Origin of the sequence: Streptomyces sp. SCSIO ZS0520, from assembly GCF_025643355.1 — a bacterium.
Taxonomy (GTDB): Bacteria; Actinomycetota; Actinomycetes; order Streptomycetales; family Streptomycetaceae; genus Streptomyces; species Streptomyces physcomitrii.
The window spans coordinates 2,111,878-2,125,820 of sequence record NZ_CP092644.1; the positions used below are offsets into that span (position 1 = coordinate 2,111,878).

The window sequence follows — 13,943 nt, forward strand, 5'->3', positions numbered from 1 at the left end:
CCCCGCACGCTCCCCGCACCGGCACCGGCACCCGCACCCGCACCCGCACCCGCACCCGCACCCGCACCCGCACCCGCACCCGCGGGGGGTAACAACTTGGCTTTGGCCGGAACCGTCAGCCTCCCGTTATTCTCCTAACCCTTACGGGGGCTCGCGCCCCGACGTCGCGAACCTGTCGAATGGGTGCGGAGCATGATCGAGGCAGTCGGCCTGACCAAGCGCTACGGCGCGCGGACGGCCGTGCACAACCTTTCCTTCCAGGTGCGGCCCGGCGCCGTCACCGGCTTCCTCGGGCCGAACGGCTCGGGGAAATCCACCACGATGCGGATGATCCTCGGTCTGGACACCCCGTCCGCCGGTGCGGTCACCATCGGCGGTCACCCCTATCGCAGGCTGCCCAACGCGCCCCGCCAGGTCGGCGCGCTGCTCGACGCCAAGGCGGTGCACGGCGGGCGCAGCGCGCGCAACCACCTGCTCTGCCTGGCCCAGCTCTCCGGCATCCCGGCCCGCCGGGTCGACGAGGTGCTCGGCGTGGTCGGCCTCCAGGGCGTGGCCAAGAAGCGCTCCAAGGGCTTCTCGCTCGGCATGGGCCAGCGGCTCGGCATCGCCGCCGCGCTGCTCGGCGACCCGCAGGTGCTCCTCTTCGACGAGCCGGTCAACGGCCTCGACCCGGAGGGCATCCTCTGGGTCCGCAATCTGATGAAGTCCCTTGCCGCCGAGGGCCGTACGGTCTTCGTCTCCTCGCACCTGATGAGCGAGATGGCGCTGACCGCCGACCATCTGATCGTGATCGGCCGCGGGCAGCTCCTCGCGGACACCAGCATCAGCCAGTTCATCTCGCAGAACTCCTCGGACTTCGCCCGGGTGCGCACCCCCGACACGGAGCCCGCGCTGCGCGAGAAGCTCGGCACGGTGCTCGGCGGCGCGGGCGGCCAGGTGCTGCCCGAGCCGGACGGCGCGCTGCGCGTCACCGGGCTGCCGCTGCCGCGCATCAGCGACCTGGCCCACGAGGCCGGGATCCGCCTGTGGGAGCTGTCCCCGCACCAGGCCTCGCTGGAGGAGGCGTACATGCGGATGACGCAGGGCGCGGTCGACTACCGCTCCACCGACGACAAACTCGCGGGCTTCGACCAGCCGCTGCCGCCCGGCGCGCAGCCGCCCGTGCAGCTGCCGGTGCCCGGTCAGGGCCAGCCCGGCTGGTATCCGCCCCCGCCGCCGCAGCAGGGCGGCCCGGTCCCGGCGGGCCAGCCCTACGGCATCCCGGCCCAGGCCCCCGCGGGCCAGCCCTACGGCGCACCGCTCCAGGCCCCCGCCGCCCCGGTCGCCGCCCCCGCCCCCCAGCCGCACCAGCACCGCGAGGACTCCCGATGAGCACGCCGACCCCGCCGCAGCAGGCCTACGCGCAGCCGCCCGCGCCGCAGCAGGCTCCGCAGCAAGGCCACGGCCACCGGCAGCCCGTACCCGGCGGCTCGTACGTCTCGCCGATCCCGGTGCGCGAGACCCACCTCGGTGACGCCCTGGCCTCGGAGTGGACGAAGATCCGCTCGGTGCGCTCCACCCTGTGGACGCTCGGCGTGATGGCCTTCCTGATGCTCGGCATCGGCCTGGCCACGGCCGCCGCGGTGGCCGGCAGCGACACGAGCCTGGAGAACGAGTCGGCGCTCGGCCTCGGCTTCTTCGGGGTGCTCCTCGGCAGCATCTGCGTGATGACGCTGGGCGTGCTGACCATCGCCTCCGAGTACGGCACCGGCATGATCCGCACCACGCTGACCGCCTGCCCGGCGCGCGGCCGGGTGCTCGCCGCGAAGGCGCTCGTCTTCTTCCTGCTCGTCTTCACCATGACCACGGTGCTCGCCGCGCTGGTCGGCGCGCTCCAGACCGCGATGATCGCCGACGCGGTCGACCCGAGCGGCGGGGAGTGGCTGCGCTCGACCGTCGGCGTAGGCCTGTTCGTCGCGCTGATCGGGCTGCTCGCGCTCTCCGTCGGCGCCATCATCCGGCACTCGGCGGGCGCGATCACCCTGATGATCGGCGTGATGCTGCTGCCGCTGGTGGCGGCCATGTTCATGTTCTCCGAATCGCTCTCCGGCGTCCGGGACTTCCTGCTCGAGTACTCGATCCCGAGCCTGCTCATCGGCGTCTACGGCGAGGCCGCCGCGGGCGCGGACGCGGGACCGACCGGCTGGCAGCCGGTGTGGATCATGCTCGGTATCGCGGTGGCGGCCCTGATCGGCGCGGCCGTGGCGCTCAACAGCCGGGACGTGTGAACGGATCCGCTCAGTAGCGAGGCGCGTTACGGGACCGCTGCACCCGCGAGGTGCGGCGGTCCCGCGCGTTCCAGCAGGAGGTGTGCCAGTGCCGGCGCTCGTCGACGCCGGAGTGCTGCGGCCAGGCCACCATGTGCGGCACCCCGGAGGGGATCAGCTGGTCGCAGCCCGGGCAGCGGTAGGTCTTCCCGGCCGGGCCGCCGCCCGCGACCCGGCGCACCCGCCACTCCTCGCCCTGCCAGGTCTCGGCGGACTCGTACCCGCCGTAGCGGCCCGAGTCGTCCTCGTCCGTGCGGGGGCCCTTGCGGGACGGGACGCGATTGCGGCGCGGGGACACGGGGACACCTCACGGGACTCGGCGGCGACAAGGGGCGCGTCCAGCGTACGCGGCGCGCCACCGGGCAGGTGCGAGGCGTCAAGGGCCCGTGGGGCGCCCGGTGTTGACCGCCGGGCCCCGCGAATACGGGCGAGGCCGTGCCCTCGGCGGGCGTGCTCCGTTGTTGCCGTCGAGGGGGAGGTCGGGGCCAGCACCGAGAGGGGCGGTAGGGCGATGCGGATAGGAACCTTCGTACTGGGCGCGCAGTTCCCGGGCCAGGGGCAGGGTGAGGCCCTGCACCGGGCGGTGCGGACCGCCGAGCTGAGCGAGCCGGCGGGCCTGGACTCCGCGTGGATCGCCGAGCACCACTTCGTGCCGTACGGGACCTGCCCCTCGGCACTCACCCTGGCCGCGCTGCTGCTCGGCCGGACCCGCACCCTGCGGGTGGGCACCGCGGTGACGGTGCTGTCCACCGCGCATCCGGTCGCGGTCGGCGAGCAGGCGGCGCTGCTGCATCTGACCTCGGGGGGCCGGTTCACGCTCGGCGTGGGGCGCGGCGGGCCCTGGGTCGACCTGGAGGTCTTCGGCGCCGGGATCGAGGCGTACGAGGAGGGCTTCCCGGACTCGCTCGACCTGCTGCTGCGCTGGCTGAGCGAGCCGCGGGTGGCGGGCGGCGGGCGCTTCCCCTTCCGGGAGGTGGCGGTGGTGCCGCGGCCCGCCGAGGCGCTGGGCGGCTGCCCGGGCCCGGAGGTGGTGCTCGCCTGCACCTCGCCGAAGTCGGTGCGGCTGGCGGCCGAGCGGGGGCTGCCGATGCTGCTCGGCATGCATGTGGGCGACGAGGAGAAGGCGGAGATCCTGGCGCTGTGGCGGCGGCTGGCGCGCGAGGCGGGCCACGGCCCGGAGACCGTGGCCACGGCCGCGCATGTCTCGGCGGGGGTCGCGCAGGTCGCGGACGAGGGCGCCGAGGCGGCACGGGTGCTGCTGAAGTCGATGCCGGGCTGGTTCCGGCTGGGGCTCGGCGCCCATGTGACCGTGGACGGCCGGGCGCGGACCATGCGCGATCCGTACGCGTACACCGAACTGCTCTGCTCCCTGCACCCGGTGGGTACGCCCCGGCAGTGCGCCGACCGGCTCGCGGCCACCGCCGAGCGCACCGGGATCAGCCGCTTCGCCCTGCTCGCCGAGGGCAGCGGCGACCTCGCGGGCACCGAGGAGAACGTCCGGCGGCTGGGCGCCGAGGTGCTGCCCCTGCTGCGCTGAGCGGTGTGCGGGGCGCGGGAGTCGGCGGCGGGCGCGGCGAGGGCGCGAGGGGGCCTTGCAGGCCGCCTCGTGCGCGCGGTTCCCGGGACCGGGCGCACGGGCGGCGTTCACCCCGGGCGGGTCAGCAGTCCCGGAACTCCGGGGACTGGTTCAGGATCTGGCTGCGGACCGAGGTGAAGCGGCCCAACCGCTGGTCCACGGCGGCGTCCAGGGGGAAGACGGCCACCCGGTGGCAGTTCTGGAAGGCGAGACGTACGCCGAAGTGGCGCTGGAGGGCGCCGCGTATGGCGTCGCTGGCGAGCGCGCGCAGCAGCTGGCCGCGGGCCTGCTCGTCCGGCGGCGGGGTCTGATTGTCGGCGAAGTCACCGCCGTCGACCTTCAGTTGGGCGACCAGCGAGCTGATCATGTCCCATGCGTAGGGCAGGGAGGTCCGGACGCAGTCGACGAAGGCGGCTTCGTCGACCTCGCCTCGCTCGGCCTGTTCCAGTAGGGCCGGTGAGACGTCGAGCGACATGGGTACTCCTCTCACGCCCCCGAGTGCCGGGGGTCGACGGACAGGGAGGGACATCGGACACGCAGCGTGCACACCTCGCGACGTCCCGCTTCCACCGTAAGCATCGACTCCCGCCCGCACCAGGCGAATGCGCACACAACCGGCCACCGACGAAAGGGACTTGAGGGAAAAAGGCAAGAACCCGGTCACCCGCCCGCACAAGGGCGGGAGCCGAGATCGCGAGCGGCCCCGGCCGTCGAGTAGCGTTGCCCACCATGCGTCTCGTCATCGCCCGTTGCTCCGTGGACTACGCGGGCCGGCTCACCGCCCATCTGCCCTCCGCCCCCCGTCTGATCCTGGTGAAGGCCGACGGCAGCGTCTCCATCCACGCGGACGACCGGGCCTATAAGCCGCTCAACTGGATGTCCCCGCCCTGCACCCTCAAGGAGGGCAAGGACGCCGAGGAGGGCGTCTGGACGGTCGTCAACAAGGCGGGCGAGAAGCTCATCATCACCATGGAGGAAGTGCTCCACGACTCCTCCCATGAACTCGGCGTGGACCCCGGGCTCATCAAGGACGGTGTCGAGGCCCACCTCCAGGAGCTCCTCGCCGACCGCATCGAGACCCTCGGCGAGGGCTACACCCTGATCCGCCGCGAGTACCCGACCGCGATCGGCCCGGTGGACATCCTGTGCCGGGACGCCCAGGGCGCCACCGTCGCGGTGGAGATCAAGCGGCGCGGTGAGATCGACGGCGTGGAGCAGCTGACCCGCTATCTGGAACTCCTCAACCGCGATCCCCATCTCGCCCCGGTACGCGGGGTGTTCGCCGCCCAGGAGATCAAACCGCAGGCCCGCGTCCTCGCCACCGACCGCGGCATCGGCTGCACCGTCCTGGACTACGACGCCCTGCGCGGCATCGAGGACGACAAGCTCCGGCTGTTCTGAGGGAGCGGGGGCGGGGCCGACGCCCCGCTTCCCCGTGTCCCGCTCCCGTCCGTCCGCTTCCGTCCGCCCGCTCCCGCCACGCACAAGAAGCGCCCGGCCGATCTGCGGCCGGGCGCTCTGTCCGTGCGCGGTCTGCGTCGGAGGCGGTCCCGCCGTCCGGGCGGCCTCCCCGTCGAGGCGGTCTCGCTGTCCGGGCGGCCGGTCGACTGCCCGCCCGCGCCCGCCGGTCAGCGCCTCAGGCGAGCCGCTCGCTGTCCGAGGCCTCCGGCTCCGCCGGTCCCGTCGGCTCGCCGGAGAGCGTCTCGCTCGCCGTCGGGGTGGTGGGGCCGGTCGCGGTGATCGAGGTGTCCGGGTCGGAGGGGTCCGTGGGCGGATCCGTCGGCGGGGTCGTCTCGGGGTCGCTGGTCGGGGGCTTGGTGGTCGGCGGCTTCGTGGTCGTCGGGGGCTTGGTGGTGGTGGGCGGCTTGGTGGTGCTCGGCGGCTTGGTCGTGCGGGTCGGCTTCGAGGGCGTCTCGTCCTCGGTCTCGCTCGGCGAGGCGCTCTCGCTCGCGGACGAGGAGCCGCTCCCGCTCGGCGAGGGCGAAGCGGAGTCCTTCGTCTTCTTGCCCGCCTTGCTGGGCGTGGCCACCTCCTCGCCGTCGTCCGGGAAGTCCGGCTCGGCGGGCTGCTCGGTGGCCGAGGGGTTGGTGCTGACCTCCTCGCCGTCCCCGCCGTCGGAGAGGCCGAGGGCGACCACGGTGCCGAGCACGGCGAGCAGCAGCACCCCGGCGCCCGCGGCGACCAGATTGCGGCGGGCCCCGCCCGGCTGCTCGCGCCCGGGGTCCCCGGCCCCGGCCGCCCGCGCCGGTGCGGCACCGCGGGCCACCAGGGTCACCGGCTCCAGCGGGGCCTCCACGGTGCGGACCACCGCCTCGATGCCGCGGGCGGGGGACGGCGGGGAGGCCGCGCCGCGCTGGGGCAGCATCAGGGTCTCGCTGTCCTCGGGCGGCAGTTGGAGCGCCTCGGGCAGGCTGCCCCCGGTGCGGTCGGCGACCAGGGCGAGGGCGCGGCGGCCCGTCATGGTGCCGCGCTTGTCGGCGAGCGCCCCGCGCAGGCCGAGGGAGGCTTCGAGCGCGGTACGGGCGCGCTCCAACTGCCCGGTGCACAGGGCGAGTACGCCGAGTTCATGGTGGAACCAGGCGTCCTCGGCGATCTCGCCGGTGAGCCGGGAGGCCTCCTGCCCGGCGCGCAGGGTGCGTTCCCAGGCGCCCCATTCGAGGGCGGCGGCGAAGGCCGGGGCGGCGGTGCGGGCGAGGCCGACCGGGATGTTCGGCTCGGGTTCCTCGCCGGGTCCCGGCAGCGGGGTGCCCGCGGCGGGGATGACGGCGGTGAGCGCGGCGAGCACGGCACCCGCCTCGGCGGCGACCCGCTCCGGGGTGACCGAGGGGTGCCCGGTCCACCAGGCGTAGTGCTGGGCGGCGATCAGGACCCGCTGCTCGGCGCCGTCCCCGTACCCGGCGGCGAGCAGTTGGGTGCGCACGCCCGCGGCGAGCAGGTGCCGGGAGCCGACCGGGGTGACCAGGGCGGCGTCGACGAGTTCGGCCATCGCGGCGTCGGCGTGGGTGTCGCCGACCAGGGCGGGCAGATGGGCGGGGTGCGGGACCTCGCCGCCGAGGGCGACGGCGAAGCGCAGGGTCTCGCGGGCGGACTCCGTCATCCGGGAGGCGAGCAGCGCGGCCGGGGCGGCGCCCTCGGCGAGGGTGGGCAGCGGCACGTGGTCGGCGAAGGCCTCGTCCCCGGCGGTCTCGTACCCGGGGACGGTCTCGTACCCGGGCTCGTCCTCGGGGGCTTCGGAGCCGAGGGGGCCGGTGCGGAGGCGGTCGCGCTGCCGGAGCAGGGCGCCGGCCTGCACGAAGCGCAGCGGCAGTCCCTCCGACTCGAACCAGAGGTCCCCGGCCCAGGTCGCCTCGTCGTCGGTGAGGGGGCGCCCGACCTCGCGGGCGAGCAGTTCCAGGCCGCCCGCGCGGTCGAGCCCGGTGAGGAAGACCTCCTCGACGCTCGCGCCCGCGGACGGCCCGGATATCGCCGCCGACTCGGGGGTCGCGGCCATCAGGAAGGCGCACTCGGGGGCGGAGGCGAGGAGTTCGTCGAGGGCGGCGCCGCTGAGGGCGAGGTCGTCGAGGAGGACGACCGCGCCGATGTCCCGGACCAGGGCGGCCACGGACTCGGCGTCCGGCCGGTGCAGCGCGGTGTCGTAGACGGCGGCGTAGAGCGCGCGCAGCAGTTCCGGTGCGGTCCGCCGGTGGCCGCTGAGGCGGATCACGCCGTCCGGGGCCAGCTCGGCGCAGCGCTCGGCGACCGCGTCGAGCAGCGCGGTACGGCCGGATCCGGGCGGCCCGGTCAGCAGCACCGAGCGGCCCTGGCCGATCAGCCGCACCAGCCGCTCGCGCTCCTCCTCGCGCTGGAGCAGCGGCCGGGCGCCGGGGGCGAGGCCGGGCGGCAGCGGGGCGGCGGCCGCGCGCCGGGCCGCCTCGCGCCGCTCCGCGCTGAGGCGGACCGGGGGTCCGGGGCGCTCGCCCGGCGGGCAGAGTTCGACCTCGCTGCCGTCCAGCGGGTTCAGGGTCAGCAGATACGGGCCGCTGACCAGCTGCACCATCCGGACCGGCGGCGGGGTGTGCGCGGCGAGGTCGGGCACCAGCGGGTCCCGGCCCGCGGCACGGCGCGGCAGCGGCAGCTCGCCGTGCTCCTCGCGGTCGCCGTTGTGCGGATCCATCTGCAAAGCCCCCAAAGCCTTGTGCGCCGAGCTCCTCTCGGCCGGGTGCGCACTCAGATGCCGTCTGCGCCGGACGTATGCCCTTCTGCTCGGGTGCCCGCCCCACGGCCAGGTCACTCGTACGAGCGAGGGCACCCTAGACGGTGCCGCCCGGCCGGTGCACCCGCGGGGTGCGTGGCGGTCCGGGACATCACCTACGTACGGGATGAGGGCCTTGCGCACGCTTTGCCCGGCGGCGTCCGGTCCTCGACAGGGGGCCGGGCGCCGTTCCGGGGGAAGCCTTCTACGGTGCCGGACGGCGGTGCGGGTTCCTCGCGGGCGGGCCGGGCGGCCTCGGGCCCGAGGTCTCAGACGCGGGGCAGGGCGTCGGTGCCGATGCCGCCCTCGATGGCGAGGATGCGGTGCAGCCTGGTCGCCACGAGCAGGCGCTGCATCTGCAGGGGCACGCCGCGCAGGACGAGCCTGCGTCCGCAGCGGCCCGCGCGCCGGTGGGCGCCCATGATGACGCCGAGTCCCGCGGCGTCCCAGGACTCCAGTGCCGACAGGTCGAGCACCAGGTCCCCGGCCCCCTCGTCGAGGGCCGCGTGCAGCGCAGTCCGGGCGTCCGCCGCAGTGCGGACATCGAGGCGGCCCCCGACGACCAGCTCGGCGTGGTCGCCCCTGATGTGCATATGCGCTCCCGGAGTGCGGGGCGGCACCCGTGTCCCCCGGGAACACGAGTGCCGCGCGGCTGACAGTTGTCGCGTCTGTGTATGTCACAGCAACGTGCGGCCTGATGCGTACTCAAGTCGCCGTCCGTGAGCGAACCGATACCGAAATCACCCGGAGGGGTGAGCGGCCGGCCGCCCCACCAGCACGTCAGTACGTGTAGAAGCCCTGTCCGGACTTCCGGCCGAGGTCGCCCGCGTCCACCATCCGCCGCATCAGCTCCGGCGGGGCGAACTTCTCGTCCTGGCTCTCGGTGTAGATGTTGCCGGTGGCGTGCACCAGGATGTCCACGCCGGTCAGGTCGGTGGTGGCCAGCGGGCCCATGGCGTGCCCGAAGCCCAGCTTGCAGGCGGTGTCGATGTCCTCGGCGCTGGCCACGCCCGACTCGTAGAGCTTGGCCGCCTCGACGACGAGCGCCGAGATCAGCCGGGTGGTGACGAAGCCCGCCACATCGCGGTTGACGACGATGCAGGTCTTGCCGACCGACTCGGCGAACTCCCTCACGGTGGCGAGGGTTTCGTCGCTCGTCTTGTAGCCGCGGACCAGCTCGCAGAGCTGCATCATCGGCACCGGCGAGAAGAAGTGCGCGCCGACGACCCGCTCGGGGTGGGCGGTCGCGGCGGCGATCTTGGTGATCGGGATGGCGGAGGTGTTCGAGGCGAGCACCGCCTCCGGGCGCACGATCTTGTCGAGCGTGGCGAAGATCTCCTGCTTGACCTCGAGCTTCTCGAAGACCGCCTCGACCACGACGTCCGCCTCGGCGGTGGCGTCCAGATCCGTCGTGGTGGTGATCCGGCCGAGCGCGGCCTCGGCGTCCGCGGCCTGGAGCTTGCCCTTCTCCACGAACTTCTCGTACGACTTCTTGATGCCGTCCGTGCCGCGGGTCAGCGCCTGATCGGTCACGTCACGCAGCACCACGTCCCAGCCCGCCTGGGCGGAGACCTGCGCGATACCGGACCCCATGAGTCCGGCGCCGATGACAGCGAGCTTCCTGGCCACTGCTACACCCCTTGCACCCTGTTGATGTATGCCTCCGGCGGACATTAGCGGTAGCCGGGCACCAGTTGGGGGCTAAGAGATGCGCGTCACGTCTCAATGGACGGACATCACACCGCCGTCCCGCGCCCCGTGAGCCGTGACACTCAGTTCCCGAGCCGTACCGCGTAGTTGAGGACCCGCTCGCTGAGCAGCTCCTCCATCTCGTCGATCAGGACGAGCACCTGCCGGGAGACCTCCGCGGGGGCGCCGCCCGCCACCATCCCCCGGCTGATGGCCGACATCACCGCCCCGTGCAGCCAGTTGATCTGCCCGGCCATCAACTCGGGCAGTACGTCGCCCTCCTCGGCCCCGGTCTCCGCGCGCAGCGCCTCCTCCAGGCGGGTGTGCACCTCCTGGCCGATCGCCCACAGCCGGGAGCGCAGCGCGGGGGAGTCCTCCACCACCCGCATGAAGTCGGCGTAGCCGTCCATCAGGCCCAGCCGCGGGGAGACCGCCTCGACCTCGGCGCGCAGCTCGCGCAGGACCGCGGCGGCGGCGGACTCCCCCGGGTCGCGGCCCCGCACCCAGCGGGCGAGCCGGTCGATCACGCCCGTGCTGCGGTCGAAGAAGAGGTCCTCCTTGGCCGGGAAGTAGTTGTAGACGGTGTTCACGGAGACCTCGGCGGCCCGGGCGATCTCGGCGATGGTGACGGCGTCGAAGCCGCGGGCCACGAAGAGCCCGGTGGCGACATCGGAGATCTGCTGCCTGGTCCGGCGCTTCTTGCGCTCCCTGAGTCCCTCGGCCATGCCCGCCAGTCTAGCTTTCCTGCCCTCACTCAAATTTTGGAGTCGTTGCAAAATTTCAGCGACTCTGTTTTTCTGTGCGCATGCCCCTCATCAGCACGGCCGGGCTGTCCCGGACCTTCACCACCAAGCAGGGCCCCGTCGAAGCGGTGCGCGGAATCGACCTGCGGGTCCACCCCGGCGAGATCCTCGGACTGCTCGGCCCCAACGGCGCGGGCAAGACGACCACCCTGCGCATGCTCACCACCCTGCTCCCCCCGACCGGCGGCGCCGCGACCGTCGCCGGGCACGACCTCTTCACCGACCCGGCGGGCGTCCGCGCCCGCATCGGCTACGTCGCCCAGTCCGGCGGCGTCGACCCGAGCCTGACCGTGCGCGAGGAACTGGCCACCCAGGGCCGCCTCTACCGGCTCGGGCGGGCCGAAGCCGCCGCCCGCGCCGAGGAGTTGGCCGCCGAGCTGGACTTCACCGCGCTGCTCGACCGCAGGACGGCCGGTCTCTCCGGCGGCCAGCGCAGGCGCCTGGACATCGCGATGGGCCTCACCCACCGCCCGCCGCTGCTCTTCCTGGACGAGCCGACCACCGGCCTCGACCCCGCGAGCCGCGCCGCGCTGTGGGACCTCATCCGCCGCCTGCGCGCGGACCACGGCACCACCGTCGTCCTGACCACCCACTACCTCGACGAGGCCGACGCCCTCGCCGACCGCCTGGTCGTCGTCGACGAGGGCCGGATCGTCGCCGAGGGCACCCCCGCCGAGCTCAAGCTGCGCCACGCGGGCTCCGCCGAGGCCGCCCTCCAGGAGGCCTTCCTCGCCATCACCGGCCGGGGACCCGCCCCTCAGGAGGAGGCCCCGGTGGCGGTCTGACTCCCGGGTCGGCCCCTGCCTTTCGGCTCGCGGCCGTCCGGTTCGCGACCGGTCGGTTCGCGATCGGTCGGCTCAGGTCCGGTCGGTTCGCGTCCGCCCGGTTCACGAGCGCCCCCGCCCCCGGCACTCCCGTACGCCCGCGTCACTCCGTACGCCCCGTCACGCCCGCACGCCCGCACGCCCGCACGCCGCCCGCACCCACACCAGGAGCACCCCCGTGTCCCCCCTGCTGTCCGACACCGCGCTGATCTTCGGCCGGTATGCCCGCCAGACCCTGCGTTCCCGCTTCCAGATGCTCTTCGGCACCCTGATGCCGCTGCTCTACCTGGTCTTCTTCGGACCGCTGCTCACCGGCCTGCCGCTCGGCTCGCACGGTGACTCCTGGCAGGTGCTCGTGCCCGGGCTGCTGCTCCAACTCGGCCTGTTCGGGGCGGCGTTCTCCGGTTTCGCGATCATCATCGAGCAGAACCACGGGGTCGTGGAGCGGATGCGGGTGACCCCGGTGAGCCGGCTGGCCCTGCTGCTCGGGCGGGTGCTGCGGGACGCCCTGCTCTTCGTCTTCCAGGCGGTGCTGCTGGTGCTGGCCGCGGTGGCGATGGGCCTGCGCGCCCCGCTCGGCGGCATCCTGCTCGGCTTCGTCTTCGTCGCCCTGTTCACCGCGGCGCTCGCCGCGCTCTCCTACGCGCTCGCCTGCAAGGTGCGCACCCCGCAGGAGTTCGGGCCCGCGGTCAACGCGCTGACCATGCCCTCGATGCTGCTCTCCGGGCTGATGCTGCCGATGGCGCTCGGCCCCCGCTGGCTCGACGTGCTCTCGCACTTCATGCCCTTCCGCTACCTGGTCGACGCGATGCGCGCCGCCTACGTCGGCCGGTACGCCACCGAGGACATGCTGTACGGCACCCTGACCGCCCTCGCCCTCACCGCACTCGCCCTGACCGCGGGCACCCGGGTCTTCCGCACTGCCGCGAACTGACCTGCGGCGGCGGTCAGTTCGCCCGGCGGCGCAGGCGGCGCACCTCGCGGTCCAGGGCCCAGGCGTCGCCGACCGGGCCGAGGTGGCGGAGCTTGTCCGGGTTGCTCACCCCGCGCACGACCTGGATCCGCCCGTCGAGGACGTCGAGCGCGAGGGCGTGCACGATCCGGCCGTCCCGGTCCCGGAAGAGGGCGCCGGGCTGGCCGTTGACCTCGTGCGGCTCGGCGGTCACCCGCAGCGCGGTCAGCGTCGGGAAGAAGGCGGCGAGCAGCCGGGCCACCTGCTCGGCGCCGACGACGGTCCGGGCCAGCTGCGGGGCCTTGCCGCCGCCGTCCCCGACCAACTGCACGTCGGCGGCGAGGAGTTCGCGCAACTCCCCCACCTCGCCCTCCTTCAGCGCCTCGAAGAACCGCCGGGCCAGCTCCTGCCGCTCCGCCCGGTCCGCGTCGAAGCGGGGCCGCCCGGCCGCCATGTGCCGCCGGGCCCGTACGAGGAGCTGGCGGCAGGCGGGCTCGGAGCGCCCCACCGCCTCGGCCACCTCCTCGAAGCCGAAGGCGAAGACCTCCCGGAGCACGAAGACCGCCCGCTCCAGCGGGCTGAGCCGCTCCAGGAGCAGCAGCGCCGCCATCGACACCGAGTCGGCCAGCTCCACCGCGCGCTGCGGATCCTCGTACGGATCGCTGAGCAGCGGCTCGGGGAACCAGGGGCCGACATACCGCTCCCGGCGCACCCGCGCCGAGCGCAGCACGTCGATCGCGATCCGGGTCACCGTGGTGGAGAGCCAGGCCTTGGCCGAGTCGGGCCGGGCCGCCGAGCCGTCGAAGCGCAGCCAGGTCTCCTGCACCGCGTCCTCGGCCTCCCCCACGCTGCCGAGGATGCGGTAGGCCAGCGAGAACAGCAGTGGCCGCAGCTCCTCGAACTCCTCGACCTTGCTCACCGGGTCCGTCCCTTCCGTACTGTGTGCGCCTACTGGTCCCGCCGTACCCCTCAGTGGAACTGACCGGGCTGGTAGTCGCCCGCCGGCTGCCGGGTGAGGATGTTCAGCCGGTTCACCATGTTCATGAACGAGACAAGCATGGTCAGGGCGGTGAGCTGCGCCGGGTCGTAGTGCTCGGCGACCCGTGCCCACACCTCGTCGCCGATGCCGCCGTGGCCGTCCGCGACCCGGGTGCCCTCCTCGGCGAACTCCAGGGCGGCGCGCTCGGCCTCGGTGAAGACCGCGGCCTCCCGCCAGGCGGCGACCAGATGGAGCCGTACCGGGCTCTCCCCGGCGGCGGCCGCGTCCTTGGTGTGCATGTCGAGGCAGACGGCGCAGCCGTTGATCTGGCTCACGCGCAGCGCCACCAGCTCCTGCGTCGGGCCGGGCAGCGCCGAGTCCTTGAGCGCCTTGCCGACCGTCATGAAGTGCTTGAAGGTCTTGGCGGCGGTCGGGTCGGCGAAGTAGTCGAGTCGCGCGTCCATGGTGTGCTCCCTCGGGGGTTCGTTCTCCGCTTCCACCCCTCAGGACGAGGTGGCCCGGACCCCAGTGACATGGACGGATGTGGCCTGCGTCTCGCCCCCGGGAGCAGCCGCCGGGGCAG

14 protein-coding genes are annotated in these 13,943 nt (G+C 73.9%); 6 read left to right on the top strand and 8 right to left on the bottom strand.

Annotated elements, in window-relative coordinates:
* Nucleotides 1–192 precede the first annotated feature (192 nt).
* Nucleotides 193–1,371 carry an ABC transporter ATP-binding protein gene (locus tag MID12_RS07590; RefSeq protein ID WP_040248254.1) on the top strand — a complete coding sequence of 393 codons (1,179 nt, stop codon included), beginning with the start codon at nt 193–195 and terminating at the stop codon, nt 1,369–1,371.
* Nucleotides 1,368–2,267, top strand: a complete 900-nt coding sequence (locus tag MID12_RS07595) for an ABC transporter permease (protein ID WP_263165562.1) — start codon at nt 1,368–1,370, stop codon at nt 2,265–2,267. The genes MID12_RS07590 and MID12_RS07595 overlap by 4 nt, the downstream gene beginning before the upstream one ends.
* A gap of 10 nt (nt 2,268–2,277) precedes the next feature.
* Here the strand turns inward: MID12_RS07595 and MID12_RS07600 are convergent, their stop codons facing one another.
* Nucleotides 2,278–2,604, bottom strand: coding sequence for an ATP/GTP-binding protein (locus tag MID12_RS07600; RefSeq protein ID WP_263165563.1), 327 nt, complete (start codon nt 2,602–2,604; stop codon nt 2,278–2,280).
* Nucleotides 2,605–2,817: 213 nt separating this feature from the next.
* On the opposite strand from MID12_RS07600, the gene MID12_RS07605 reads away from it, so the two are divergent.
* Nucleotides 2,818–3,843 carry an LLM class flavin-dependent oxidoreductase gene (locus tag MID12_RS07605; protein ID WP_040248262.1) on the top strand — a complete coding sequence of 342 codons (1,026 nt, stop codon included), beginning with the start codon at nt 2,818–2,820 and terminating at the stop codon, nt 3,841–3,843.
* Nucleotides 3,844–3,964: 121 nt separating this feature from the next.
* On the opposite strand, the gene MID12_RS07610 is transcribed toward MID12_RS07605, so the two are convergent.
* Nucleotides 3,965–4,357 carry an SCO5389 family protein gene (locus tag MID12_RS07610; RefSeq protein WP_040248263.1) on the bottom strand — a complete coding sequence of 131 codons (393 nt, stop codon included), beginning with the start codon at nt 4,355–4,357 and terminating at the stop codon, nt 3,965–3,967.
* A 254-nt stretch (nt 4,358–4,611) separates the two neighbouring features.
* Between MID12_RS07610 and nucS the strand changes: the two genes are divergently transcribed.
* Nucleotides 4,612–5,283, top strand: a complete 672-nt coding sequence (nucS, locus tag MID12_RS07615; protein ID WP_040248265.1) for an endonuclease NucS — start codon at nt 4,612–4,614, stop codon at nt 5,281–5,283.
* Nucleotides 5,284–5,518: 235 nt separating this feature from the next.
* Here nucS and MID12_RS07620 read toward each other — a convergent pair whose 3' ends face one another.
* The 4 genes from MID12_RS07620 to MID12_RS07635 form a co-directional block, all read right to left on the bottom strand.
* On the bottom strand, nt 5,519–8,035 hold the full coding sequence (locus MID12_RS07620; protein ID WP_263165566.1) for an ATP-binding protein: 2,517 nt from the start codon (nt 8,033–8,035) through the stop codon (nt 5,519–5,521).
* A gap of 347 nt (nt 8,036–8,382) precedes the next feature.
* Nucleotides 8,383–8,706: an STAS domain-containing protein gene (locus MID12_RS07625; protein ID WP_040248269.1), complete on the bottom strand. Its 324-nt coding sequence runs from the start codon at nt 8,704–8,706 to the stop codon at nt 8,383–8,385.
* Nucleotides 8,707–8,893: 187 nt separating this feature from the next.
* Nucleotides 8,894–9,742 carry a 3-hydroxyacyl-CoA dehydrogenase family protein gene (locus tag MID12_RS07630; protein WP_040248271.1) on the bottom strand — a complete coding sequence of 283 codons (849 nt, stop codon included), beginning with the start codon at nt 9,740–9,742 and terminating at the stop codon, nt 8,894–8,896.
* 143 nt (nt 9,743–9,885) lie between these two features.
* On the bottom strand, nt 9,886–10,527 hold the full coding sequence (locus MID12_RS07635; protein ID WP_040248274.1) for a TetR/AcrR family transcriptional regulator: 642 nt from the start codon (nt 10,525–10,527) through the stop codon (nt 9,886–9,888).
* Nucleotides 10,528–10,607: 80 nt separating this feature from the next.
* Between MID12_RS07635 and MID12_RS07640 the strand changes: the two genes are divergently transcribed.
* Nucleotides 10,608–11,390, top strand: coding sequence for an ABC transporter ATP-binding protein (locus MID12_RS07640; protein WP_040256549.1), 783 nt, complete (start codon nt 10,608–10,610; stop codon nt 11,388–11,390).
* A gap of 217 nt (nt 11,391–11,607) precedes the next feature.
* Nucleotides 11,608–12,363, top strand: coding sequence for an ABC transporter permease (locus MID12_RS07645; protein ID WP_186095431.1), 756 nt, complete (start codon nt 11,608–11,610; stop codon nt 12,361–12,363).
* Nucleotides 12,364–12,376: 13 nt separating this feature from the next.
* On the opposite strand, the gene MID12_RS07650 is transcribed toward MID12_RS07645, so the two are convergent.
* Nucleotides 12,377–13,300: an RNA polymerase sigma-70 factor gene (locus MID12_RS07650; protein ID WP_040248276.1), complete on the bottom strand. Its 924-nt coding sequence runs from the start codon at nt 13,298–13,300 to the stop codon at nt 12,377–12,379.
* A 50-nt stretch (nt 13,301–13,350) separates the two neighbouring features.
* On the bottom strand, nt 13,351–13,824 hold the full coding sequence (locus tag MID12_RS07655; RefSeq protein ID WP_263165574.1) for a carboxymuconolactone decarboxylase family protein: 474 nt from the start codon (nt 13,822–13,824) through the stop codon (nt 13,351–13,353).
* Nucleotides 13,825–13,943 lie beyond the last annotated feature (119 nt).